Source organism: Tardiphaga sp. OK245 (assembly GCF_900108575.1).
Classification (GTDB): Bacteria; Pseudomonadota; Alphaproteobacteria; order Rhizobiales; family Xanthobacteraceae; genus Tardiphaga; species Tardiphaga robiniae.
Window position 1 is genome coordinate 1215593 of record NZ_FNWZ01000003.1, and the last position, 24789, is coordinate 1240381.

24 protein-coding genes are annotated in these 24789 nt (G+C 61.8%); 10 read left to right on the forward strand and 14 right to left on the reverse strand.

Features of this window, described 5'->3' with window-relative positions; genetic code table 11:
* Nucleotides 1-3: 3 nt before the first annotated feature.
* From BLW80_RS18330 to BLW80_RS18350, 5 genes are all read right to left on the reverse strand, one after another.
* Entirely contained in the window at nucleotides 4-1617 is a 1614-nt protein-coding gene (locus BLW80_RS18330) for an MDR family MFS transporter (protein WP_093759015.1), read from the reverse strand.
* Nucleotides 1618-1852: 235 nt separating this feature from the next.
* Nucleotides 1853-3130: a ComEC/Rec2 family competence protein gene (locus BLW80_RS18335; protein WP_093759016.1), complete on the reverse strand. Its 1278-nt coding sequence runs from the start codon at nucleotides 3128-3130 to the stop codon at nucleotides 1853-1855.
* Nucleotides 3131-3143: 13 nt separating this feature from the next.
* On the reverse strand, nucleotides 3144-5177 hold the full coding sequence (locus BLW80_RS18340) for a S8 family peptidase (RefSeq protein WP_244528297.1): 2034 nt from the start codon (nucleotides 5175-5177) through the stop codon (nucleotides 3144-3146).
* A gap of 35 nt (nucleotides 5178-5212) precedes the next feature.
* Nucleotides 5213-6403 (reverse strand): patatin-like phospholipase family protein, encoded by a 1191-nt coding sequence (locus BLW80_RS18345; protein WP_093759018.1) that lies wholly within the window; start codon nucleotides 6401-6403, stop codon nucleotides 5213-5215.
* A gap of 114 nt (nucleotides 6404-6517) precedes the next feature.
* A complete protein-coding gene (locus BLW80_RS18350; protein ID WP_093759019.1) occupies nucleotides 6518-7039 on the reverse strand; it encodes a YcgN family cysteine cluster protein in 522 nt (173 codons plus the stop codon).
* A gap of 291 nt (nucleotides 7040-7330) precedes the next feature.
* Between BLW80_RS18350 and BLW80_RS18355 the strand changes: the two genes are divergently transcribed.
* Genes BLW80_RS18355 through BLW80_RS18365 form a run of 3 tightly spaced genes read left to right on the forward strand, consistent with a single transcriptional unit; the run spans nucleotide 7331 to nucleotide 10797 of the window.
* Nucleotides 7331-9619: a transglycosylase domain-containing protein gene (locus BLW80_RS18355; RefSeq protein ID WP_093759020.1), complete on the forward strand. Its 2289-nt coding sequence runs from the start codon at nucleotides 7331-7333 to the stop codon at nucleotides 9617-9619.
* A 24-nt stretch (nucleotides 9620-9643) separates the two neighbouring features.
* Nucleotides 9644-10222 carry a DUF1214 domain-containing protein gene (locus BLW80_RS18360; protein ID WP_093759021.1) on the forward strand — a complete coding sequence of 193 codons (579 nt, stop codon included), beginning with the start codon at nucleotides 9644-9646 and terminating at the stop codon, nucleotides 10220-10222.
* A complete protein-coding gene (locus tag BLW80_RS18365) occupies nucleotides 10219-10797 on the forward strand; it encodes a DUF1254 domain-containing protein (RefSeq protein ID WP_089267023.1) in 579 nt (192 codons plus the stop codon). The genes BLW80_RS18360 and BLW80_RS18365 overlap by 4 nt, the downstream gene beginning before the upstream one ends.
* Nucleotides 10798-10900: 103 nt before the next feature.
* Here BLW80_RS18365 and BLW80_RS18370 read toward each other — a convergent pair whose 3' ends face one another.
* Nucleotides 10901-12034 (reverse strand): helix-turn-helix transcriptional regulator, encoded by a 1134-nt coding sequence (locus BLW80_RS18370; protein ID WP_093759153.1) that lies wholly within the window; start codon nucleotides 12032-12034, stop codon nucleotides 10901-10903.
* Nucleotides 12035-12276: 242 nt separating this feature from the next.
* On the opposite strand from BLW80_RS18370, the gene BLW80_RS18375 reads away from it, so the two are divergent.
* Nucleotides 12277-13098: an outer membrane protein gene (locus BLW80_RS18375; protein ID WP_093759022.1), complete on the forward strand. Its 822-nt coding sequence runs from the start codon at nucleotides 12277-12279 to the stop codon at nucleotides 13096-13098.
* Between the two features lie 133 nt (nucleotides 13099-13231).
* Nucleotides 13232-14212 carry an ornithine lipid hydroxylase OlsE gene (gene olsE / locus BLW80_RS18380; protein WP_093759023.1) on the forward strand — a complete coding sequence of 327 codons (981 nt, stop codon included), beginning with the start codon at nucleotides 13232-13234 and terminating at the stop codon, nucleotides 14210-14212.
* A 32-nt stretch (nucleotides 14213-14244) separates the two neighbouring features.
* On the opposite strand, the gene BLW80_RS18385 is transcribed toward olsE, so the two are convergent.
* Entirely contained in the window at nucleotides 14245-15036 is a 792-nt protein-coding gene (locus BLW80_RS18385) for a hypothetical protein (RefSeq protein ID WP_244528299.1), read from the reverse strand.
* 16 nt (nucleotides 15037-15052) lie between these two features.
* On the reverse strand, nucleotides 15053-15259 hold the full coding sequence (locus BLW80_RS18390) for a hypothetical protein (protein ID WP_068730489.1): 207 nt from the start codon (nucleotides 15257-15259) through the stop codon (nucleotides 15053-15055).
* 269 nt (nucleotides 15260-15528) lie between these two features.
* Between BLW80_RS18390 and BLW80_RS18395 the strand changes: the two genes are divergently transcribed.
* Nucleotides 15529-16503 (forward strand): DUF2336 domain-containing protein, encoded by a 975-nt coding sequence (locus BLW80_RS18395; RefSeq protein WP_244528301.1) that lies wholly within the window; start codon nucleotides 15529-15531, stop codon nucleotides 16501-16503.
* On the opposite strand, the gene BLW80_RS18400 is transcribed toward BLW80_RS18395, so the two are convergent.
* On the reverse strand, nucleotides 16500-16847 hold the full coding sequence (locus tag BLW80_RS18400) for a DUF1491 family protein (protein ID WP_093759025.1): 348 nt from the start codon (nucleotides 16845-16847) through the stop codon (nucleotides 16500-16502). The two genes, BLW80_RS18395 and BLW80_RS18400, sit on opposite strands and share 4 nt — an antisense overlap.
* Before the next feature lie 141 nt (nucleotides 16848-16988).
* Between BLW80_RS18400 and BLW80_RS18405 the strand changes: the two genes are divergently transcribed.
* The gene (locus tag BLW80_RS18405; protein WP_349633108.1) at nucleotides 16989-17270 is read left to right on the forward strand and encodes a type II toxin-antitoxin system RelE/ParE family toxin; all 282 of its coding nucleotides are present in this window, start codon (nucleotides 16989-16991) and stop codon (nucleotides 17268-17270) included.
* Between the two features lie 74 nt (nucleotides 17271-17344).
* Nucleotides 17345-17668: a helix-turn-helix domain-containing protein gene (locus tag BLW80_RS18410; protein ID WP_093759026.1), complete on the forward strand. Its 324-nt coding sequence runs from the start codon at nucleotides 17345-17347 to the stop codon at nucleotides 17666-17668.
* A gap of 31 nt (nucleotides 17669-17699) precedes the next feature.
* Here BLW80_RS18410 and BLW80_RS18415 read toward each other — a convergent pair whose 3' ends face one another.
* Together BLW80_RS18415 and BLW80_RS18420 are read right to left on the reverse strand one after the other, a co-directional pair.
* Entirely contained in the window at nucleotides 17700-18416 is a 717-nt protein-coding gene (locus tag BLW80_RS18415) for a peptidoglycan-binding domain-containing protein (RefSeq protein ID WP_244528303.1), read from the reverse strand.
* Nucleotides 18409-20211, reverse strand: a complete 1803-nt coding sequence (locus tag BLW80_RS18420) for a PAS domain-containing sensor histidine kinase (RefSeq protein WP_093759155.1) — start codon at nucleotides 20209-20211, stop codon at nucleotides 18409-18411. The genes BLW80_RS18415 and BLW80_RS18420 overlap by 8 nt, the downstream gene beginning before the upstream one ends.
* A 447-nt stretch (nucleotides 20212-20658) precedes the next feature.
* Between BLW80_RS18420 and BLW80_RS18425 the strand changes: the two genes are divergently transcribed.
* Nucleotides 20659-21048 (forward strand): DUF5330 domain-containing protein, encoded by a 390-nt coding sequence (locus BLW80_RS18425; RefSeq protein WP_093759027.1) that lies wholly within the window; start codon nucleotides 20659-20661, stop codon nucleotides 21046-21048.
* Between the two features lie 92 nt (nucleotides 21049-21140).
* Nucleotides 21141-21584, forward strand: a complete 444-nt coding sequence (locus BLW80_RS18430; protein ID WP_068734257.1) for a SufE family protein — start codon at nucleotides 21141-21143, stop codon at nucleotides 21582-21584.
* 73 nt (nucleotides 21585-21657) lie between these two features.
* Here BLW80_RS18430 and thrS read toward each other — a convergent pair whose 3' ends face one another.
* The 3 genes from thrS to BLW80_RS18445 form a co-directional block, all read right to left on the reverse strand.
* The gene (gene thrS, locus BLW80_RS18435; protein ID WP_093759028.1) at nucleotides 21658-22869 is read right to left on the reverse strand and encodes a threonine--tRNA ligase; all 1212 of its coding nucleotides are present in this window, start codon (nucleotides 22867-22869) and stop codon (nucleotides 21658-21660) included.
* A 323-nt stretch (nucleotides 22870-23192) separates the two neighbouring features.
* Nucleotides 23193-23792 (reverse strand): DUF6456 domain-containing protein, encoded by a 600-nt coding sequence (locus tag BLW80_RS18440; protein WP_093759029.1) that lies wholly within the window; start codon nucleotides 23790-23792, stop codon nucleotides 23193-23195.
* 537 nt (nucleotides 23793-24329) lie between these two features.
* Nucleotides 24330-24743: a Ros/MucR family transcriptional regulator gene (locus BLW80_RS18445; protein ID WP_089267012.1), complete on the reverse strand. Its 414-nt coding sequence runs from the start codon at nucleotides 24741-24743 to the stop codon at nucleotides 24330-24332.
* Between the last annotated feature and the right edge of the window lie 46 nt (nucleotides 24744-24789).

Below are 24789 nucleotides of genomic sequence, written 5' to 3' on the forward strand. Positions count from 1 at the left end.
CGCCTACTCCGAAACCAGCGACGGCTTCGCCTTTGCCGGCCCTGCCAGCGGGCGTTCTTCCATCAGCAGCAGGAACAGTGTCGACAGCGCCAGCAGGGCTGCCGCAGCTTCGAACACATAGCGGAAGGCGCTGACCATATCGCTGGCCGCGATCGGATGCGTGCTGGCGGCATGTTCGCCCGATATCGAGATGTCCGTGCCGAGCGCCATCAGGAGAATGGTGGTGAAGGCGGCGACGGTGAAGGACGCCATCAGCGCGCGAAAGAAGTTCATGGCGCCGGTCGCGGTCCCGATCTGCGGGCGTGGCACGGCGTTCTGGATCGACACCAGGCTGACCGGAAATGCCGTGCCGAGCCCGATGGAGAACAGGCCGAGCATCGTGAGCAGCGCCCAGAGTGGCAGCGGCGTCGCGAGCGCCAGCGCCAGACCCATCAGCGCCGACATGGCGGTGCCGGCGATGGCGACGCGCTTGTAGTGCCTGGCCTTGGTCATCATGTGGCCGGCAAAGGCAGCGCCGCCGACTGACACCGCCGCGATCGGGATCAGCGCAACGCCGGCTTGACCTGCGGTCAGGCCGTAGACCACTTCGTAATAGAGCGGCATGTGTACGGTGAGCCCGAGCATCGCACCCATCGCGCAGCCGCCGGCGGCCATCGCGAAAGGCACCACCGAGCCTGACATCAGCGGCAGCGGCAGGAACGGCTCGTCGTGATGGATCGCATGCCAGATGAAGGCGAAAGCCATCACCGCTGCAGCGCCGATCATCGCGACGATGGTCGGCGACGCCCAGGAGAATTTGGTGCCGCCCCATGTCAGCACCAGCATGAAGACGACGGCGGACGCCATCAGCAGCACGCCGCCCAGCCAGTCGACCTTGCGGCGGCGATGAAACACAGGAAGCTTCTTCATCTTCGGCAACAGCAGCGCCAGCGATCCCACACCGAGCGGAATGTTGATCCAGAAGATCATGGACCAGTGCAGATGTTCGGCGAACAACCCGCCGATGATCGGGCCGCCGATGCCGGCCGCCACCCACACGCCGCTGAAATAAGCCTGATACTGGCCGCGCTCACGCGGCGACACCACGTCGGAAATCACCACCTGCACGATGGGCAGGATGCCGCCGCCGCCGAGGCCCTGCAGGGCACGTGCGATGATCAGCACGATCATGTTCGGCGCCAATGCGCACATGATCGAGCCAACCATGAACAGCGACATCGCGGTGATGATCATCGCGCGGCGACCATAGATATCACTGAGCGTGCCGAACACCGGCGCCACCGCGGTCGATGCGAGCAGATAGGCGGTGATGACCCAGGACAGGTTGTTCACATCGGCGAATTGCCGGCCGATGGTCGGCAGCGCGGTGGCGACGATGGTCTGGTCGAGCGCTGCCAGGAACATGGTCAGCAGCAGGCTCATCAGGATGGTGCGGACTTCGGCGGGGGTCAGCGGCGCCTTCACGACAGCAGGCGCGTCGCCGGGTTCGATCACTTCCGTGGGGATCCGCGACAGTTCCTGCGCGACTTCGTCCGACAGGAGCTCATCCGACGAGATTTCCTCGGGCAATACCTGATCATCGGCCGCTGACCGGCTCTGTCGCTCGAACTTGTTCATGAAACTTCGGATTCAAAGGACTTGGGAGGTAACCGGAGAGCCAGAACGGCGCGACCTTCCGCGCGCAGACTCTCTTTGGAAGAAATCTATTCCCCTGCCCCATGCAGCAACAGTTGTTTCCTTGCATGGGAGCGTCCCGCGGCGGGCGGACCGAGGGGCTGAAGGTCCCTAGCTCCGTCAGACCATGCCCGGGACGCATCCGTTTCGGCGAACTTCGGCCCCCACGGGCCAAAGATCACTCGAGCTCGAACTCGTCCCCCAAATGGATCAGATGCGGCGTTTCATCTTCAACCACGACCACTTTTCCCTCAAATTTCGGGTGCGCCTTGAAGAACGCCACCAAGCCATTCTTCGCCGGTGACCAGTTCGGTCTGACTGGCTTGTCGCTGCCTCTCTCCTTTCGTTTCTGCTCCTTGGCTTGTTCCTTTTTCCAATCGGCCTTGCGTGCCTCATCGATCTCATCGATCGGATAGGTCAGGTGGATGGTGAAATCCTCGTCCTCGTCTCGTGCCTCCAACAACATTTCAAGCGTCTCCCGCTCCGGGTTGCCGTGCTCGCCATTCCCGGAGAAAACATAATGATCGGCGGTCACGCGCGCGAAGAAGGTCGTCGCCATGTTGTTGCTACTGCCGTGATGCGGCACTTTGAGAATATCGACGTGAAGCTCGCCGCCGTTCTTGATGACCCCAACCAATTCTAACCCCTTGAGAATCTTATCGCCGCGCGCATCGCCGGTGAGCAGCATTTTCTTTCCCTCTGCCTCGACGAGCACGACGATACTGGAGAGATTCGGCACTGACTTGTCCACGAACGCCGCCAGCATGGCTTCCGGTGTCGTCTCTTTGCCCTCTTCGTGGTCCTTCAGCCACTTGTCATGCGCTTTCTGTAGCGCGAGCAGTTCCGGCTGCATCGGTCCAACAACTGTGACCTGGAGAGGCCCAAGATCGACCGGCCCCGCAGCCCCGACTGCCATGATGAGCTTGCCGCCGAACTTGTGATTGGGATTCCAATTCAGAAATTCCGCGTCATCGCGCAAGGTCCGGCCTTGCGGAATGCTCGAAAGCACCTCGACCGTCTGATGCTGGTCTTCGTTCTCGATATCGATGTCGCCGAGCGCGTCATCGTCCATCCCCGCCAGCACCGAGGATGTCGCATTTCGACCTGCTACGACCTCGTCAGTGCTCAAGAGATCGTCGAGGCTGTTGAACCACAGGCTGGAAACCTTCAACCGAAGTCCGGGGGCGTTTTGGCGCTGCTCCTCGGTCAGTTCCAGAATGCCATTTATGTGATCATCATCGATATGCGTTACCATGACCACCTCCACCGGTAGTGGCTTTCCGTCATCCAGCGTCCGTGCTGTGCGAATCATTTCAAGACGCGGCTTTAGATGCGGAGTGTAGACATCAGCGGGTCCGCCATCGATCAACATCAGCCGCGGCTTGTCTTCGGTGCCGTAATGCAACATCAGGCAATCACCCTTGCGCGCAGGCAATACGTCGAGACTGAAGAACATTTTTGAGCTCCTGTCAGATCGATTGAAACGCACGTAGTACGTCGAGCATGCCATGCCCCTGAAAGCTTCGTTCGCGGCCGAGATCAGTAGCACTTTCGCATAGAATACGCTTTACGCGGCGCGGCTGCCCAACCAACTCGTCGTAACGTGCGAGCAACAGCGCCGCCGCGCCGCTGACGTGAGGGGTCGCCATGCTGGTTCCGGAGTTCGGTCCCCATTTCCCTTCTAAAATCGTGGACATCACTCGCTCGCCGGGCGCTACTAGATCTGGCTTCATACGACCATCGCCTGTGGGACCACGGCTGGAGAAGAAGCTGACGCCGTAAGTATGCGGCCAGTTGCCGTGGGTGGACCCGACGGTGATAACGCCGTCACCATTACCTGGATCGGTAATACTAAAGGCCGCGTAATTCTCGAAAATACCGTCCTTGGTTTCGAATTTTTGGAAACCGTGATTGCCTGCTGCCGCAACCACCACAACCCCGCTTTCCACAAGCCGCTCGCATTCATTGCATACTGGTGTGCGCCCGCAGGCGTAGTTGCGCACATTGTGCGGAATCGACAGACTCAGATTTGCACCGTGAATGGTGATATTGCTGTGCCGCTCGTTGACGTAGCGGATGTATTGCAGCGCCGCGATGATGGCGAATTCGGTATCCTGCATCGTTTTGCCAAGCACGCGTAAATCATAAAACCGTATGTCGGGACACATACCGCCAGCGTGCTGACTATCCCTGCCATTGCCATGCCGATCGGCGCCGATGATACCGGCCACGTGTGTGCCATGCGAACTGTTCGGCTTCGAATTCTCTGGATTTTTCAGCGTGATCAGTTTTTCAACGATCGCCCAGTTGACTGGCCGCTCTTCGTCGGCGTCGGTCGCGATCAAACTGAGATATTTTCTGGTATCATCGATTGTCAGCCCGGCAGCCTGGGCCAACGCCACCCGCTCCGTGCCATCGAGATCGCTTTCATTATTGCTGACGATCTCGCGGATTTTGCTGAAGTCAAGCGTCTTCACTATTCGCGACACAAATTGCGGAGCCGCGCCTTCATTCGGCTTACCCTTCACCGTCATGAATGCATCGTGGGTGCTGTCGATTCCCGAATCCAGCACTGCCCAGATCATATTCTTGCAGTTGACCTTGAACAGCGAATGCACCGCGTCCGCCTTGACGGCCGGAAGCGAGCGGTCGAGCGCAGGTGACGCGATGCGGTTCAGCGACACCTGAAAGATCAGGCCCGGCAGTTCGACGTCATCGTCATCGCTATCCGGCGGCAGTTTGCCCTCCATGATCTTGCTATCGTCCTGAACCGTTCGATAGAGCGCAAACATGCCGCTCACGATTTCAGAGATATGAGGTGAGTACCTGATGAAAGCATCGTCGATTTCGGTCATCGGCAATTTTTCGACCGGCAGCTCCGGCGCTTCGCGCTGATGCGGACGTGATAGACTTGAGACCCAGTAAATGAGTCCCGCCAACGCAATGTAACGTTCGAGCGATGTGTAATTGGGATCGGGAACCGGGATCCGAGAGAGCTTTGGCTTGGCCGCGCATTCCGTCAGCAGATTCGCCAGCCGTCCTGGATCGACCTCTCCAATCCGTTCCCAGAGTTGGGGCTGAAACCACCATTGTGTCACTGGCACGAGAACGCGCAGTACCTCATCGAAATAGAATTTTGCGCCCACAATTCCCTGCAAATAGGCGATCTTTGCTCTGGCGTTCGGCTTGATCCTCTGCAGCGCTTTCGAAATACGGCTTGCCACCTTTGCAGCGGTCGCCTGTCGATGTGGCGTGATCAGCAGATCTTGGCTAACGCCGGGATCTGCTGCAAAGGCGGCCCAGACGTCTCCCAATAGTGGAGAGTCCTGTAGCACTCGTCGATCATCGGCTGGGCCAAGCAGTATGCTTTCGACCAGACCCGGTGGAATGGCGAATTGCTCGGGGCGCTCCGGCACTCCCGGAGGCGTCGGTGGCGGTGCAACTGGCGGTGCTCCGCTCGGTTGCTCTGGACGCTGTTGGATTTTACTTGTTTTCTTTGCCACCCGCGCCACTCCAGATTACAACGTCCAAACCGCTTTCAGACCTTCGCTTTAGGATACGGAAATCCGTCAGGCTTCTTCAGGTTCGGATTGACTTGTTTGCGCAGTGCCGCGTCGCAAACCGCGTAGCCCCAGTTGATCAGACGATCTTGCGTGAGATCGTCGAGCCGCTTGAGACGCGTCGCGATCTCGGCGAGTAGCATTGTGTTTGCATGCGGACACGGCAGCGCGTCAGACAATTGATAGTGGGCAATATCGGTGCGGATGCCCCAATAGGCCCCCTTGCGCGACCGCTCGCTGTTAGGCTCGGTCGCGTGCAGCTTCAGGGAGTCGATGACCTGGCGCACGCGGAGCGCACGGACTTGGCTGTCGATCAGGTTCAGAACCCGGTAGGAATGCTGTGCCCAGTCGCGTTTCGGCTCCTCCTCCGTCTGCGTCTTGCCACCGGCGTCGCTGACAAAAACCGTCTTGTGCCGCTTCCACGCAGTTTCAAGCCCGAGATTGTCGTAAACTCCGCCATCGGTGAGCACGACCTTGGTGGTGAATGGCGGCCGCTGCAGGTCGTCGCCCGTGTGTGGAGTGAAGTCGCTGTCCTTGAGCCGCAACTCGAACGGTGAAAGCACCGGCGGAAATGCAGAGGATGCCGCCACCGCCTGCGCAAGCGTCACCTTCAGCTTCGGCGCCTCGACCTTGCCGACGCGATAATCCCACATGTACTTCTTGGTGAAGCGCCACAGCACACCGGATTGCACATTGGTCGCATTGATGACGAAGCGCGGTGCGTCCGGCAGATCCTGCAGCGTCTTGCCCTTGAACAGCGCGTCATCGTAGGCGCTGGCGATGCGATCACTGACGGCGCCCGGCAGCAGCACGCCCCATATGACGGACTCCGCATCAATCGTCTCACCGGCGAATTCACGCAGCGGCGTCACGAAGTTGGGAATGAAGCTGCCATTGACGTCTGGCGTCGTGAAATTGATCCGGTTCCAGTTGAGGCCGAGAAACGCCGCCGTGATCGAACCGCCCGACACGCTCGAAATGCGGGAGATGCCGTCTTCGCCGCCAAGCAGCCCGGTCTCATAGAGACGCCACAGCACGCCGATGTGAAACACCATGGCGCGGTATCCACCGCCTGAGAGACACAGCGCCGGTGTATCCTCAAGCGGTTCGGCGACCTCACCGGGGACGACCTTGACGGGAGAAGCGGCGGCAACGGGCACTTCGGACATAACGGGTCCCCCTACCTGAAATGCTTTCTACCTATAGATGTTATTATTTGTGACACGTTATAGGGAGATTGCGACAACGTGAAGTGATCTGCGGCGCAGTGAGACAGTATGTCTCTAGACCTTATCGGCCGGCCGCTTCTTCAGCTTCGCCTTGCGCGGCAGCAGCGCTGGCCAGGTCACGATGTGATCCTGCAGCTCGTCGTCGGAGATCGTATCCTCGCTGCCCTCGACCCGCCCGCGAACCGATACGCCGGCTTCATGGACGGTGTCGGCGCTGCCCGAGATCAGCGGGTGCCACCAGTAGAGATCGCGCCCCTCGGCTGCGAGCTTGTAGCCGCAGCTCGGCGGCAGCCAGCTCAGAGTGCGAACATTGTCGGGGGTCAGCCGCACGCAATCGGGAACATGGTCGGAGCGGTTCGGATAATCCTTGCAGGCGCAGAGGCCGGCATCGAGCAATCGGCAGGACACATGGGTGTAATAGATCTTGCCGGTATCCTCGTCTTCCAGCTTTTCCAGACAGCAGCGTCCGCAGCCGTCGCACAGGCTTTCCCACTCGGCGCCGGACATCTCTTCCAACGTCTTGGTTTTCCAGAACATTCCCTCCTGTGCGGAAGGACGCGGGGGACGCGCGGTCATGCGATTTGAATCGATCCAGGTTGCGGCGAAACGCCCTTCTAGGAGTTGCGGTGCAGGCTCTGCAAGCAACATCGTGTCGGCCGGCTCGCAAACAAGGGCAAAACCGGCAAGCTGTTAGCCCTGTCGTGCAAATGATAAGCAATGCCATTGGTTTATCCGCCCTGCTCGGCTAGAACTTGAACGACTCTCCGGCGGCCGCAAACCTGCCGCCGGGTTGCCGCATTATTTCAGCATGACGTCCGCGCGGTGCCGGTGGGTGCACGCGAGCGCTGCAACAAACCAAGGGCCCCTGTGCCTCAGATCGTGCCATCCCGTTGGAAGACCAAGTTCCGGCATTTCCTGCTGGATCTGGATGCGCGCATCGATTCCGGCCTGTTCTCTTCCGGCCGCGGCACCCGCGAACTGTGGGAGCGCTACTCCACCTTCATGGACCGCTTCTATGTCGGCCGCTGGAAGCGCTGGGTGTTCATCGAGCCGCTGTCGGAAATGGCAACCATCGGCCTCGGCGGTCTGATCCTGATGCTCGCGCTGGCGCAGCCGGCGTTTCGCGAAACCGCCGATGAAGACTGGCTGAAGAAATCCGACCTCGCGGTCACGTTCCTCGATCGCTACGGCAATCCCATCGGCAGCCGCGGCATCAAGCACAACGACTCGATCCCGCTGGAAGACTTCCCGGACAACCTGATCAAGGCCACCCTCGCCACCGAGGACCGCCGCTTCTACGATCACTTCGGCATCGACATCGCCGGCACCGCGCGCGCGCTGGTCACCAACGCGCAGGCCGGCGGCGTACGCCAGGGCGGCTCGTCACTGACGCAGCAGCTCGCGAAAAATCTGTTCCTGTCCAACGAGCGCACCATCGAGCGCAAAGTCAACGAAGCGTTCCTGGCCATCTGGCTGGAAACCCGCCTGACCAAGAACGAAATTCTGAAGCTCTATCTCGACCGCGCTTACATGGGCGGCGGCACGTTCGGCGTCGACGGCGCAGCGCATTTCTATTTCAACAAATCCGCGCGCGACGTGAACCTTGCAGAAGCCGCGATGCTCGCCGGCCTGTTCAAGGCCCCGACCAAATACGCGCCGCATATCAACCTGCCCGCCGCGCGCGCCCGCGCCAACGTGGTGCTCGACAACCTCGTCGATGCCGGCTTCATGACCGAAGGTCAGGTGTTCGGTGCGCGGCGCAATCCCGCCGTCGCCGTCGATCGTCGTCAGGAAATCTCGCCGAACTACTATCTCGACTGGGCCTTCGACGAGATGCGCAAGCTCGTCGATACATTCCCGAAATCCTATGTCGAACGCGTTTTCGTGGTCCGCACCGCCATCGACATGAATGTGCAGCGCGCCGCCGAAGCCGCCGTGGAAAACCAGCTTCGCCAGTTCGGCCGCGACTATCATGCGACGCAGGCCGCCACGGTGGTGTCGGACCTCGAAGGCGGCGTCCGCGCCATGGTGGGTGGCCGCGACTATGGCGCAAGCCAGTTCAACCGCGCGGTGGACGCGATGCGCCAGCCCGGTTCTTCGTTCAAACCCTATGTCTATACGACGGCACTGCTCAACGGTTACAAGCCGACCTCGATCATCCTCGACGGCCCGGTCTGTATCGGCAACTGGTGCCCGCAGAACTATGGCCACTCCTATTCCGGCAACGTCACGCTGACGCAGGCCATCACCCGTTCGATCAACGTCGTGCCGGTGAAGATTTCGATTGCGCTCGGCAAAGGCGCGCAGAATCCCGCAAAGGCCGGCCGCGTCAAGATCGTCGAGACCGCGCGCCGCTTCGGCATCACGGCGCCGTTGCTTGATACGCCGTCGCTGCCGATCGGCTCCACCGAAGTCACCGTGCTCGAACACGCCGTCGCCTATGCGACCTTCCCGAACAAAGGCCGATCGTCGAAGCCACATGCCGTGCTGGAAGTCCGTACCGGCGCCGGCGACCTCGTCTGGCGGTTCGACCGCGATGGTCCGAAACAGTTGCAGGCCATCCCCGCCTCCGTCGCCTCCGATATGGCCGGCATGATGAGCCACGTGGTCAGCGAAGGCACCGCACGCCGCGCGGCGCTGGACGGCATTCCGACAGCAGGCAAGACCGGCACCACCAATGCGTATCGCGACGCATGGTTCGTCGGCTACACCGGCAACTTCAGCTGCGCAGTCTGGTACGGCAATGACGACTACTCGCCGACCAACCGCATGACGGGCGGCTCGCTGCCGGCGCAGACATGGCACGACATCATGGTCGCCGCGCATCAGGGTATCGAGATCAAGGAAATCCCGGGTGTCGGCGCGGGTACCAAGAATCCTGCCGCAGCCGCCTCATCCGTCATGGCCGCCAACGCGCAGGACGCCAAGCCCGGCCCGCCACCGGTGCTGACGCGCCGCGGCGCCGACGTCCTGCTGCGTGTCGAGAAGCTGCTCGACGACGCCGGCAAGACCGCCGGCCGCACATCATCCAACGAACCGTTGAAGCCCCGCGCCTCCTCCGCGTTGGCCTTCCCCGAGAGCTACGCGTCGGCGAATGATGCACCGGATGCCAAAACGACCACATCCGCAACCGCCCCCGCGTCGCGCAAGAACTGAAGCTGCTATCATGACGGTGCGCACGTGCGGCTGATCTTCCTCACGCTTCTGGCGCTCGCGATCGCCACTGCTGTCGGTCTCGGCCTGACCTGGACCACCGCGACCCGCGGCACAGACCTTGGCACACTCACCATCGGTGCATGGACAGCGCGCCCGCGCACCGGCACCAGCGAGATCGATCCCTATGCGCGTGCGTCCATTGCACGGTCGGGCGAATTGCCGATCGGCACGGGCGACGGCGTCACCTTCACTGCCACCGCCGACGACAGGAAAAAGCCGCTGGACGGTCGCTGCGATATCGTCGTGTCAGGCGTGACACCGGCTGCGCGTTTCTGGACGCTCTCGCTCTATGACACCAAGGGCCGTCTGGTGCCCAACACATTGCAGCGCTACGGCTTCACCAGCCAGGAAGTGGTGCGCAATGCCGACGGCGCGTTCGAGATCCGCATCGCTGCACGCTCGCGCGCGGGCAACTGGCTGCCGACATCAGCGCTGGAACGCTATGTGTTGATGCTGCGGCTGTACGATACGCCGGTTGGCGTTGCCACCCGGACGCAGAAAGACGCACCGATGCCCGCCATCGCCACGGTGAGCTGCCCATGATCCGGCTGATGTTCGCGCTCATCGGTGGTGTCGTGCTTGGCGGCATCGTGCATCTTGTCAGCGTGCTGGCGCTGCCGCGTATCGCGACGCAGGACGCCTATTCGCGCCTCGCTTCGGTGACGAAAGAAAATGCGGTGACAGCATTGCCGCAGACCGAGCCGGCCAATGCGCTGCTGCCATTCATGGACCCGGCCTTCGCCATGGCGGTCTGCCGCTACGACCTGGCCAAAGGACCGATCAAGCTCACCGTGCCGGTCAGCCAGTCCTACACGTCGGTGTCGTTCTATACCCGCAGCGACGTCGCTTACTACGCGATCAACGACCGCTCCGCCGGCCGGCGCGTCATCGAGCTCGATCTGATGACCGAGGCGCAGCACGAAGCCCTGCCCGAGGAAGAGGACGTCACGTCCGCCGACCGCCTCATCATCGACTCGCCGACCGCGACCGGCCTGATCGTACTGAAGGCGCTCGCCGCCGAACCCGGCCTGATGATCCAGGCCCAGGCATCCCTCGCCGCATCGAATTGTCGGGTGCAGACCGATCCGCCGGCTGCGCCGGTGAAAGGCAAGCGCTGATAAGCGATCGTCATCGTAGGATGGGTAGAGCGTCTTCGCGAAACCCATCATGTCGTCGTGTGTATTTGATGGGTTTCGCTGCGCTCTACCCATCCTACGTGCGCTATCCCGTAGCCAGCGGCGTGCCGATATCCGCCACGAGCTTCACGAGATCGGCCTGCCGTGACCTGCCGGTCTTGGCGTAGATCCGGTTGAGATGTGTCTTCAGCGTATTCTCCGAGATCCCGAGCGAAGTGGCCGTCTGGGACGGGTTGAGCCCCTTTCCGGCGCTCACGAGCACGCGCGCTTCGGCGGGCGTGAGCTCGAACAGCGTTGTCAACACGGCCTCCGGCATTGGAGAGGCCGAGGTCGTTGTCGAGACGAAGACGGCCGCACATGCGGGGCGAAAAGCGGCGCGCGCCGTACCAGCGGTCAAAGGCAGGACATAGGCGACCGCGGGCGGTTGTCCTGCCGCCGACACCGGCAAGCCAATGCCTTTGGCGCCGAGCGAGAGGTCCGAGGCAGCGCTTGCGATCGCCTGCAGCAAGGCGTCGCCCATCAATGCGTTCTGTGCCTGAATGGTTCGCCCCTGACGCAGGATCGGACCATCAGTTGCGAACATGCGTTCGGCACTTGCATTGGCATGGAGCACCGATCCGGCCGCGTCGGTCAACACGACGGGCACCGCGAGGTTCTCAAGCGATTCACGAAACAGCTGCGCGGTCACGCGCACGTCATCGAGCAGGTCGCTGATCATCGCGGCCCTGCGCAAATGCGGAGACAGCAAGGTCAGAAACCGTTGATCCTCGGCAGATACGGCAGCCTTGTCCGCCCAGGTGGTGCAGCCGAGCAGACCGATGCGGTCCGGCGTGTGGGCGAATTTGACAATGCACCCTTCCCGCAATCCCTGCGGTCCGGCCCAATTACGAAAGAAAGCGGTCTGCTGCAATTCACTTTCGGGCATCAGCGAGAGCGTGGATACGGGCGTATCGATATCGCCGACCACTGCAGCCTTCAGGCCCGGAATATCATCGAAACTGTAGTCCTGCAGCGCGCGCATGCGCTCGGCATCCCAGGGCGATTGGGCAGCAAACCGGCCGTGATTGTCCGACGTGCCAGCGAGCGCAATCGTGGTGTAGGCCGCATCCATCGTCTGTGTGATGCGGGTGAGAACACGCGACCATCCCTCACGGTTCAGAACGCAGTCGTAGATATCTCCGATGATTGAAGAGAGTACGTCATTGTCGACAACGTCCATGAACATTCCAAATCCGTGATTGCGCGCGCTCTGGTGTGGTAGGGCGAGATCGAAGTCAATTTCCGGACGCGCACACGCAGCATATTTTACCACATCATACTTCAGGGTGACGACACGAAATCCCGCAGCGCTTAGCAGTAGCGATGGCGACTCTGGGCTGTTCGGAGGGCGCATATGGGGGCCTGCTTGCCTGATCGCCCCCGCATGTCTGGAATTCTCGTCTCGAAGTGCTGGAGAACTCAATGTCGAAATCCGCTAAGTTGGCCTGCGTAATCGGCTGCATTCTGCTTGCGTCAACGCCCGTGCTGGCCGCGGACAATCTCGCTCAACCGCACTACAAGGCGGCAGTGTCCCCACAAATCGTGACATGGACAGGCGCCTATATCGGCGCCACCTTGGGCTATGGCTGGACCGAAAGTGCGTCCACCATTACGGCCATCGACACGATCATCACGCCATTTTTCCTGTCGCAAGGCACGATGCCCCGATCGCTCAATTCCCGCTTCGATGGATTCATCGGTGGCGCTGAAATCGGCTACAATTGGCAGATCGACCGTTGGGTAACAGGTCTGGAAACAGACTTGGCCTATTCGAAAATGGGCGCGGGCGTCACCTATTACGCCCCGGAGATTGGTGCCAATCCGGAAACCCTGACCAGCCATAACACCGAGCTGAGCTGGTTTGGTACCGCGCGTGCACGATTGGGCTATCTGGTGACACCGGAGACATTGTTCTTCGCTACCGGCGGTCTGGCCTACGGCCACGTGAAAGTCTCGTCCACTCTTGTGCCGGAGCCGACATTTCCATGTGCCCGGAACGCTCTCTGCTCCGCAGGGTCTGCATCGGAGACACGGATCGGCTGGGCGATCGGCGGCGGCGTGGAATCGAAGATCGCATCGAACTGGACCGCGAAGGTTGAATATCTGCATTTCGATCTCGGAACGATCAGCGATACGAGCTTGAGCAAGGCCACCTTCGCGGCTTGGCCAGGGAAACCGATCATGGGCGTTAATTCGAACATCACAGGCAATATCGTCCGCATCGGCGTGAATTATCAGCTGTAAGACGACCTCGGCGTGACGTTTTTCCGCATAGAAAACGTCCAGGGAGCCCTCTGGCGTAATCTGCCTGCAATCTCCCGCAGCGAAGCTCCGCATCCATCGCCGACCCACGAATCGGCGCGAATGCGGGGCCTCCATGCAACACGACCAAGAGCCGTCCGATACGGCCGCCAGCTATTTCCTGTCCTTGATCTGGTGGCCGCTGCTGTATTTCGGGGCGCTGACGGGCGCATGGTTTGCCTTCGCGAGCACCGCACCGATCCTCTGGTTCAATGTCGTCTATGCAGCGCTGCTGCTGACGATTGTGCTGCTCGAACGCATGACGCCGCATCGCGCCGAATGGCTGGAGCATGATGGCGAAACGCTGAATGACCTCGGTCACACGCTGCTGACCAAGGGGGCGGCGCAACTGGCCGTCGCGGCGACCTCGATCGTGCCGATGGCGATGGCGACCGTGACGCGCGCGGACGATCATGCCTCGCATTTGTGGCCGACGCAGTGGCCGCTGATCGCGCAGGTCGTGCTCGCGCTGGTGATTGCCGAATTCGGGCTCTACTGGTCACACCGGATCGCCCATGAAAACCTGTTCTTCTGGCGCTTTCATGCGCTTCATCACAGCGTGGTCCGGCTCTGGGTGGTGAATACTGGACGCTTCCATGTGATCGACTCGCTGATCAAGATGGCGCTCAGCCAGGCGCCGCTCTACCTGCTCGACGCGCCCCTGCCGGTGTTTCTGTGGGTCGGCGCGGTGACGGCCATCACCGGCCTCCTCACCCATTGCAATGTGGAGACGCGCACAGCGCTGTTCGATCCGATCTTTGCGACGCCAAAACTGCATCGCTGGCATCATTCGAAGACGCTCAAGGAAGGTAACAGCAACTATTGCGAGAACATCATGGTGTGGGACCATGTGTTCGGCACCTATCTCAATCCCGCTAAGGCGTCGCCGGATCGGCTCGGGATCAGCGGCAAGGTTGCATCGGATTTTCTGGGACAGATCGCGCAGCCGTTTTCGCGCAAGGGCGCGCGGCAGATTCTCGGCCGCCAGACCGTGCCGGACGATCAGGTGAAGCCAGTGGAAACGTCCGACGCCGTAGCGCGGATCAGCGAAGCGTAGTCCGCCCCGCGCTTCCAGCCCTACACGTCCAACTATCCGCCGACCTGGAGCACCTTGCCGGGGCGAACCGGCGTGAGGCTGCCGGCCATGGCCGTGGTCTGCGCCGCCAACTCGCCGATCAGCATATCAGCGCTGGACGCCATGCCATCGGGGGCGTGGATCACCATCCGTTCCAGCGCCCACTTATAGGACGATACCCGGCGCTGCAGGCATTGCTCGACCCACTGCACGATCAGCGCGTTCTCATCCATGCGTGCGATGGCGTCGGCGCGCTCCTTCGGTTCCAGCGCCGACACCAGCTTCAGGCTGGCATTGCGTTTGCGATCGAGCTCGACCACCTTTGCAGCCGTCGCATAAAATCCCTCGAAACGCAGGATGTCGTCGCGCGCGTCGTCCATCAGCACGCTGTAGCGCGACGTATGCGAGCGATGTGGCTCGTCGATCAGGAGCCGGCCATAGGCCGTGCGATCGTAGGTGACGTTCTGCCGCCATGGCGATGCGATCGGCTTGTAGTCGCCGAACACACTCTTCCACAGCGGGCGCGAATGCGGCGGCTCGATCAGCGGATAAGCGAGATCGCGCATCTGGCGCTCGAGATCGGTGAGCTGGAATTCCGACGACTTCAGGCCGACGCTGCCGGTGGCCTCGACGCCGATCCAGCGATGCATGTCGTCGGTCACCGCATTGTTGCGGGTACGGCCGAAATCGCCACCGGCGCAGCCGCCGAGCGTGCTGCCGATCAAGGTCGCAAGTATGAAACACGGCGCAAGAAACGACGTCTTGCGCCGAAGCCGTATCCGGTTCGGATGGGATATCGCCGACATCAGAATAAGTCCGGGGTCAGGAACGGGCGCGGCGCTTGCGGCGGCGCCCCGGCGCAGTGCCCTCTTCCGGGCCGCTGCCGCCATTGCTGTCGTCGATCTGACGCTCGATTCGGATCACCGGCAGGATCAGGATTTCTGCGGAGGTTTCGCGGGGAGACGGCGCCACATTCACGCCCAGCCGTCGCGCTGCCGCATCCGCCGGGAACTTGATGATGGTGCTCATTATCCAGTCTCTCCGCGCCGCTTCGCCCGTTTTGCCGACGCATGGTCATTAAGGACATTCATGGTTAATGGCGTGTTAACGCCACAGGTATCATCGAAACAACGGTTCGTTGATGCCGCGCGATGTCAACGAACGCGCGCTCCGCTCGCACCCGCATCGTTGAACCGACTCGTCGGAATCAGGTCTGCCTCGGCCAGAGGCCCATGGTTAAACACATATTAATGCGTCCGCGATAATTTGAGGCAAGGTTCCCTTAGTAAGCGTATGCCATGCCTGCCTCACCTCCAATGTTTCCGGGCTTTGACGGATTGCTGACGCTCTCGCGTCGCGAAGGTGTGGACGTGCGACCGACCTTGCTGCGCGTGCTGACGGATCTTTATGTCCAGGCACCGAACCATACGATCGACGAAGAGAAGCAGTTCGTCGAACTCACCGCGCGCCTGATCGATCAGGTCGACGACGCCACCCGCGCCGCGGTGCGCGCGCGGCTGTCGATCTATCCGAACACCCCGCGCGCGATCCTCAACCGGCTCAATCTGCGCCCGACCGAACCCGGCCAATCGGTGCCGCTCGCGCAGCCCATTTCCGCCGCGGAATCTCCCGCGCCGACCGTGAAGCAGCCCAGCGAAGCGCAGATGCGTGTCGCCGCCAATATGGCCATGGCGCCCAGGGACGCGTCCGAGATCAGTACACTGTTCTTTGCGGCGTCGAGCAGCGAGCGTGCGCAGATCCTGCATAACCTCGCCGAAACCCCGCTGCGATCCTCCGCCCGGATTCCGCAAGCCCGCGCCGCACGCGCGATGCACATTCTTGAAATGGCCGCCTTCGCCGAAGACCGCGACAACTTTGCGCGCGAGCTGAGCGAAGCCTTGATGCTGCCCGCCGCCATTGCCGAGCAGGTCGTCAGTGATCCCGGCGGCGAGCCCCTCGCCTGCTGCGCCAAGGCGCTCGGCATGCGGAGCGACATCTTCCAGCGTGTCCTGCTGTTCCTCAATCCGGAATTCGGCACGTCCGTGACGAACGTCTACCGGATCGCGCGCATGTATGACGTGCTGAGCGAACGCTCGGCACTGATCATGGTGGCCGCCTGGCGCGGCGCGCATATGGCAGCGACGCGCGCCAAGTTCCGCCCTGCGCTCTATGACGACGAACGCCAGCGCGCGCGGCCAAGCGCGCCGCAGGCACGACCGGGCGTTCAGCCAGGCGAGGATATCACGCGCATCAGAAATTCGCCGGGGCGCTAGCCCTTCGCCAATTCGAGAAAATGCCGCCCGGCCTTGTCCTCGGTCTCGACGATCCACACGTCGGGATCGAACGAGATCTCCTTCTGCAAGCGCTCTTCGATCTTGCGTTCTTCGACGGGCTGCGGCGGTGACGGCGCGAAGACGCGATCGACAGGGCGGCTCTCGTCATAGGCGCTTTGCGGCGCCGGCGTGTAAAGCATCGCGGTGCCATCCAGCAGCGCGACCTTCACGAATACGGCGCCCGCTTCCTCTGCACCACGACGACGCACGGCGCCGAACACGCCTTCGGTCTGGCAACGGCGCAGATAGGCTGCGACCCAAATGGCTGACTTCAATCGTGACATCTGAGCCTTTGATTACTCCGGAGAACGAGATTGCGAGGTGACTTCGAGACCGGGAACCAAGCCCGAAATGCGCAATTGACGCGACGCCCATTTATAGTATTATGACTATAACGCGCAACGTCGCCCGGCATCAATATCAGAATGTCACCCACCGACACACCCTTGGAATTCGTGGGGTCGTCGAAAGACGATCTTTCTGAGTTTCCGGTGCCCGTGAAGGTATGCATCGGTTTTGCTCTGCGAGCGGCCCAGAAAGGCAAAAAGCACCCCGATGCGAAGCCTTTGAAAGGCTTCCACGGCGCAGGCGTTGTGGAGATCATCTCTGATTTTGATGGCGCTACGTTTCGCGCGGTCTACACCATCAAACTGAAGGGCATGGTCTACGTTCTCCACGCGTTTCAGATCCGGGATCCAGACCCCTAAGACCGAGATTGACCTGATCAAATCCCGTCTAAAAGACGCAATGGCGCTTTACGAAGAAGCCATGGAGGGCAGCAATGAAAAAGCCAGCAAGCACAAAGAGCAGCGGCAACGTATTCGCCGACCTCGGCCTGCCAAACGCTGATGAGCACCTCATCAAGGCAGAGATCGTTCTCGGCATTGCCGTACGCATCAAAAGCAAGGGACTGACCCAGGCACAGGCATCCAAGCTGATTGGCCTTGCCCAGCCCGACGTCTCCAAGCTGCTGCGCGGACAGTTCAGCGGCTACTCTTATGAGCGCCTGTTTGGATTTCTCGTTGCCCTCGGCGAGCGCGTCAAAATCGAGGTGTCGGACGCGAAGACGAAGAAGCAGGCACGCGTCGAACTCGAAATGTCGTGAACCGCATCGCCGGGCCAGCAGCCCGGCAGCGCTAGTCGATCGCGCGCCCGGTGACGGTGGCGAGTTCGCGCACCATGCGATCGGACACCTGCCCGGTCACCGGCAGCTTCCGTTCGCGCTCGAAGCGCTGGATCGCAGCCGCTGTATCCGAGCCGACATTGCCGGTCGGCTTCAGCTGGCCGTAACCGTATTCGGTGAGCGCACGCTGCACGGCAGCGACGCGGCGCGTATTGGTGATGAGGTCGCCGAGCGGATCGGTGCGGGTTGCATTCGGGATCGCCGCCGGCGGGCGTGCCACGGCGCCCGTGGTCGCCGGTGGTGCCGGCGCCTTCAGGAGATTGCCGACCGGATCAGCCGCGCGCTGCTCGACGGGCTTGGCGGCGAGTGATGGCTTCGGCTCATTGGCGCTGTTGACCGGCTTGGAATCCAGCATGCGGGAATCGAGCTTGGTGTCTGACGCAGCATCCAGCGGACGCGGCTTGGGCAGCGGATTGGCGACCTGCGCCGGTGCCGGAAATGCAACGACGGTGCTCGAACCGAACATCGGCGACGGATGATGGCCCTTCTGCAGGAAAATGGCATTGGCGATGATGGCGCTGACCGCGGCGAACGCGATCAGGCCGGCGACCATGTCCTTCGGGCTGTGCAGCAGCACGCGCAGCACGATACCGCGCTCCGCGGGCTCGTCGACGATGGCGACGGCGCGGCCGCGTTTGGACTTGGTCGCTTTGGAACTGGCTTTAGGCACTCTTCTTCACCTGATGGGCTTGGTCGGACGGCGCGGTGCGCGCCGCGGGATTCAAGATCGCGATATTGCTGACGTGTTCAGCCTGCGGCGTAAACTCCAGCGGCAGCGCGATTGTGATGGTGGTGCCTTCGTCGATCCGGCTCTGCACCTGCATCTCGCCACCATGCATGCCAACGAGGCTCTTCACAATGGACAGGCCGAGCCCGGTGCCCTCATGGCGCCGCTGATAGGTCTTGCCGGCCTGGAAGAACGGATCGCCGATGCGTGCGAGATCGTCGGATGCGATGCCGACGCCGGTATCGCTGACGCGCAGCATCAAGCGTGATCCTTCGACGCCCGCTGCCACGGTGACGCTGCCGCCGCGCTCGGTGAACTTGATGGCATTGGATACGAGGTTGAGCAGGATTTGCCGGAATGCACGCGGATCGCCGTTGACCTCAGGCAGATCCTTCGGCGCATCGGTGATGAGATCGATGCCGTTCTCGCGCGCCTTCAGCGCCAGCAGATTGCAGCAATTGATCAGCGCCGGACGTGGCGCGAACGGCTCAGGCGAAATCTCGAAATTGCCGGATTCCAGCTTCGACATGTCGAGGATGCCGTTGACGACCGAGAGCAGGTGCTGGCCGGAATCGTTGATCAGCTGGGCATACTCCTTGCGCTTGGTCGCATCGAGCATCATCAGCTCTTCCTGCACCAGCATATCCGAGAAGCCGATAATGGCATTCAGTGGCGTGCGCAGCTCGTGGCTCATGGTGGCGAGGAAGCGCGTCTTCGACGCATCGGCGCGCTCGGCTTCGATGCGGGCCTGCGCCAATGCCTCTTCCTGCAGCTTGCGGTCGGTGACATCGCGCAGCACCGCGACGACTTCCGCATCGGCATTGGGCGACGAGATATCAGCGCCCTGCTCCAGCGGCCGGCAGCGCATCTCGACCCAGATGAATTCGGCGCCAGACGGACGCATGCGATCATTGCCGCGCACAACATCGCGGCGCAGGCGGAATTCGACGCTGCGGGCTTCGCCGCCGCGCGCGGCGTCAGACAGAGCCGTGAGATAGGCGGGGCGATCCGCGACATGGACGCGATCGAACAGGCCATGGCCCAGGAGTCGCTGTGCCGGGGCGCCGACCAGTGCTTCAGCCGCCGGCGAAATGAACTGCACGGCGCCATTGTGACGATGACGCGAGATCACGTCGCTCATATTGCGCGCCAGCAGGCGATAGCGGTCTTCCTCGACATAGAGCAGCGAGACGCTGGTGCGCGCCAGCGACTCCGCGCCGAAGGCCAGACCTGCTGCATAGATGGTGGCGGAGGCAATACCAAAGCCCATGAAGACGCCGTGGCCGGCGACACCAGCTTCGGATGCGGGCAACCAGTCAAGGCTGGTCAGCGCGATGAGAATGCCGACGCAGGACAGCGCCAGCGCCGATGCAAAGGCAACGATACGGCGCGAAGCCGAGAGTGCCGCCTCGATCGGCACCACGACAAGCCAGATCGCGGCGAACGAATTGATGCCACCGGTGGAGATCGCCATCATCATCACGAGGCCGGCGAGTGCGACGGACGACAGCACCTGTGCGCTTTCATAGCGGCCGGTACGCGACAGAAAATATGAGCAGAGGATCGGCGCCATCAGCCAGGCGAAAGCCGCGACCTCGATCGCGTTCGGCGCGCCGCGCAGCGCGAGATAGACAGGAAAAGCCGCAAGGGCCGCAAGGCTGCCGAGCAGACGCGGCGCCATGAATGCGCGATGACGCGCACTCGTCAGCGCATCGTAGCGCACTGAAGGGTGCAGCATGGCATCAAGGCAGTCGCGGATGATGGTCGATACTGTCACTGGTCTCGCTTCGGCTTGATCGTCAATTCAGACGCGCCGAAACGCCTCCTTTTATCGTTGTGCCAACGTGTCAGAGCGACATTAAGCGAACACTAAAGTGACCGCCGCGTTCGCCATGCCTAACGTGCAAGTGCTGATTTAAGAGGAGTTTTCGCATTTCCATTCGGCAACGATGGTGAACGAGTAGTTTCCATCGCCGCGTCCATATGGTTTCGAAAGTGTGCATCCCCAACATCGTGTCGGAAAACGCACGAACAGCTCATCAATGGAAAATTTACGCCAAACCGAATGAAGCGAATTTTCGTCGATTTAACCGCATCGCAAATACTTGCAATTTATCGACTGCTGCTAACTTCGATCCCAATTGCGACAAATCGCAACGGTTCGAAGAGACTAACGGGGTTCGCGATGTTCTTCCTGCTTCGCATGGCATTCTGGCTCGGGCTCGTGCTCGTGCTGCTGCCGAGGGACAAGACGCCGGAATCGGACAAGCTGCCGCAGATCGGCGCGTCCGATGCGGTATCGGCTGCGAGTGCGGCGATGTCCGACATGGCTCAATTCTGCAAGCGCCAGCCGGCCACCTGCGAAGTCGGCGGCCATGCGGCCACCGTGCTCGGCGAACGAGCCAAGGACGGCGCGAAGAAAATCTACCAGATCATCACCGAGAAAAAGCCGGATACCACCGGCTCGATCGGTGGCGAAGGTGAAGACCAGGGCGCGGTCGCCATGGTCAAACCTGACACGCTCACCCAGGACGACCTCGCCGCCGAATGGCAGCCACCCACCGTTGCCCCCTAAACGGCTGATTACGGCGGATAATTACCGCAAACGGCGGTCGCTTTCGGCGCTGTTCGTCCCTATATAGGGCCTGACATTGCTTGCAGGCCCCGATGACCACGATTGACGATATCCGCGATAATTTCGAGCTACTCGAGGACTGGGACGACCGTTACCGGTACGTCATCGAACTCGGGCGCAGCCTCACGCCGATGCCGGATGAGGAACATTCCTCCGCCAACAAGGTCAACGGCTGCGCGAGCCAGGTCTGGCTGTCGCGCCAGGTCGCCCGCGACCACGGCACGCCGGTGCTCAGCTATCTCGGCGACAGCGACGCGCATATCGTTCGCGGGCTGATTGCGATCCTGCTGACGCTGTATTCGGGCCGCAAGGCCGAGGATATTCTGGCCACCGATGCCATCAAGGTGTTCGACGAGCTCGGCTTCAAGGAACACCTCACGCCGCAGCGCTCCAACGGCCTGCGCGCCATGGTCGAGCGCATCCGCCGGGACGCCACCGAGACCCTGGCAGACGCGAACCAGGGCGTGACCCCATAGGCTCGAGCGTCCGCGGGCGCTGGCACCAGCGCTCCGCCAGGGATCCACTGATCGGAGCGCATCTGAGGCCCGTTTACCGGGCTTCAGCCCCAAGCGCGCCCGACCGAGCTCTCGCCTGCAGCCGGGACACCGCCTCGGCTAAAGGAACGTCGGCCTGGGAGCCGTCGCGCTCGCGCAGGCGCACTTGGCCGTCCCTCATCTCGCGCCCGCCGACGATCGCCATCACCGGCACCGCCATGTCATGCGCCGCCACGATGCGCCGTGAAAGCGTATCGGCGCCGTCATAGGCAACGGCCCTAACCCCCGCATCCTCGAACGCCGCCACAACGTCAGCGCCATATCCGGCCTGGTCTTTCGAAATCGGCGCAACGGCGACCTGATCCGGCGACAACCAGAAGGGAAGCACGCCGCCGTGGTGCTCGAGCAAGATCGCGATCATGCGGCCAAGCGATCCGAAGATGGCATGGTGGATCATCAGGGGCCTCGCGCGGCTGCCGTCGGCGGCGATGTAGGACGCGTCGAGCCGCTGCGGGAGAACGCTGTCGAGCTGCACCGTGCCGCACTGCCAGGATCGTCCCAGCCGGTCGCGCAACGCGAATTCCAGCTTCGGTCCGTAGAACGCGCCTTCGCCAGGATTGATGTGAGGCGCGAGGCCGCATTGCCGCGCGGCATCACCGAGCTTCGCCTCCGACCAGTCCCACGTCGCGTCGTCGCCAGTGCGCACCGCCGGACGCGTCGACAGCGCCACTTCGTAGTCGGGAAAACCAAGATCGCGATACACCTCGCCCAGCAAAGCGATGAAGCGCGCGACTTCGTCCTCTACGTCCTGCTCGCGGCAGAACACATGCGCGTCGTCCTGCTCGAAGGCCCGCGTTCGCATGATGCCGTGGAGCGCACCGGATGGCTCATTGCGGTGGCAAGCGCCAAATTCGGCATAGCGGATTGGAAGTTCCCGCCACGAGCGCAGACCCTTGTTGAATATCTGCACGTGGCAAGGGCATGACATCGGCTTCAGTGCCATCGCCAATTCGCCGTCATCGACCCGGAACATGTGCTCGCGGAATTTGTCCCAGTGGCCGCTGCGGCTCCAGAAGTCTTTTGGCAGCAGCTGTGGCGTTTGGACCTCGACATAGCCGGCTCTGCGCATCTTGCGCCGGAGATAGTCCTCCAGCACGCGGTAGATCGCATAGCCGCGCGGATGCCAGAACACCATGCCCGGCGCATCGTCCTGCAAGTGCCAGAGTTTGAGTTGTACGCCGAGATTTCTGTGGTCGAGATCGTCCATGGCTGTGTTCCTTACGAGGGGAAAAAGCGCGGACGGGGATCATCAAAAACAGAAAAGGCCCCGTCCGTCGCCGGCGGGGCCTTTTCTGGGTGAAGTACGCTTGTCTCTAGCGCGCGCGACCAGAAGGCGATCCGCCGTGAGCGGTCGCCGTGGTGGTCAATGCAGCTGATCGAAGCTTGTTCATGCGCTGTGTATGGCGGCAAAACGCGCAGGCGTCAACGCAAGCTGCTTGGCGTCGCGGGCCTGTGAGCGCGGCCACCGACCTCCCCGTCGTCAGGCTCGCATCCATCCGCACCCGGCTGCCTACGATCGACTCCGCGTTCCTAGCTCTCGAACGCCGCATCATCCGCGAGCCAGGTTCGCACTTTCGATGGCTGCCCCCTGACCTCACTGGCGAAGCCGTAATGCCGCGCGAGGCGATCCAGCGCGAGTTGCAACACGACCTTGGCGGAACGCGCCGGCCAGTTGCGTTCGCGCTCGACGTCTTCGAGGCCGCGCAGAAAGCAGCACACATCCATCAGAACCCCTGAAAATTCGGGCCCGCAGGCCTCCAGCGCCTGACTGACGCGCTGGCGCGACGTCATCATGATATCCGTCATCTCGCCGGGACTACTGCTGGCCCCGCGTGGGCGACCGCCGGTTGGCGCGGCCCAGTTCGCCGTCATGCGCGGCGCCATGTTGCCGCGCGTGAAATCGGCGCGCAGCTTTTCGCCGGCGATGAACTGATGCGGGCTGATCATGCAGCGACCATCGCGGCCCTTGCGCCGGGCCAGCCAGCCGAGCGGGCTTTCACTGTCATTGACGAGGACGCTGGCGACGCCGTCCTCGGTGAGGATCTGCCGCGTTTCCAGCGACAGATGCTGCGCGCGGTGGTGATCGACGCGGTCGGGATGCCTGGTGGTGGTGCTGCGGGATGTCTTCATCGGGGCGACTCCATTTAGGATAATAAGCTCACATCCCGAATGGCGCCGCAAGCAGAAACTTAGACTTTATTCCTTTCTGGGCTTTTATTCAAAAGAACCAGTGCCTTCGCACGATCGCTCAAAGCCGCGGCATTAAGAAAGCGAGTTTCCGGCGGCGACTGCGACTGATCCGCGGCCGGCGCGCGAAGAGTTCATCGCAGTCCTCGGCTACGACCTGCGGGCAAAGCCCTCCCCCGTCGTACGACAGATCACGTCCAGAATTCGCGGCACGGCATCGATGCGTGGGATGGCCTCAACGTCCGCTTGAAAGTCTCCCGTCATACGCACCAAGTTCACGTATCGCCTGTCTGTGTTGTCACACACCAATTGCGCGTGGCGGGAGATGTATCCCGCATCCTGACGTAGAACTTTCTTCGTCTCCGATTTGTTCTATATTGGTTCCTGCGGATGGAACCTGACTTTATTGCTTAGCTTTACTTGTGCGGATTACTTGCGGGATCACTCGCCCAGATCGCTTGCCCAGGTCACCTGTTCAGGTCACTTGCGCCGGCGGCGCTGCTGGCCCAGCCCCATTTTCTTGGCGAGCTGTGAACGCGCCACCGCATAGTTCGGCGCGACCATCGGATAGTCGGCCGGCAGGCCCCATTTCTCGCGATACTGTTCCGGCGTCATCGCGTACTGCGTGCGCAGATGGCGCTTCAACGACTTGAAACGCTTGCCGTCCTCGAGACAGACCAGATATTCGGCGGTCATCGATTTCTTGACGGACACCGCCGGTTTGGCCGGCTCCGCGGCGACCTCCGGCCGGCCGTTCGACACCCGCACCAGGGCAGCGTGAACCTGACCGATCAGCGCCGGCAGTTCTGACGCCGGTGTTGGATTGTGACCGACATAGGCCGACACGATCGTCGCCGTGAGATCGATGAAGCTCTTGCCGGCGATGTCGTTCATGATCCGTCGTCTTTCAAGGATTGGAGCCGCACTTTACTTGACAATC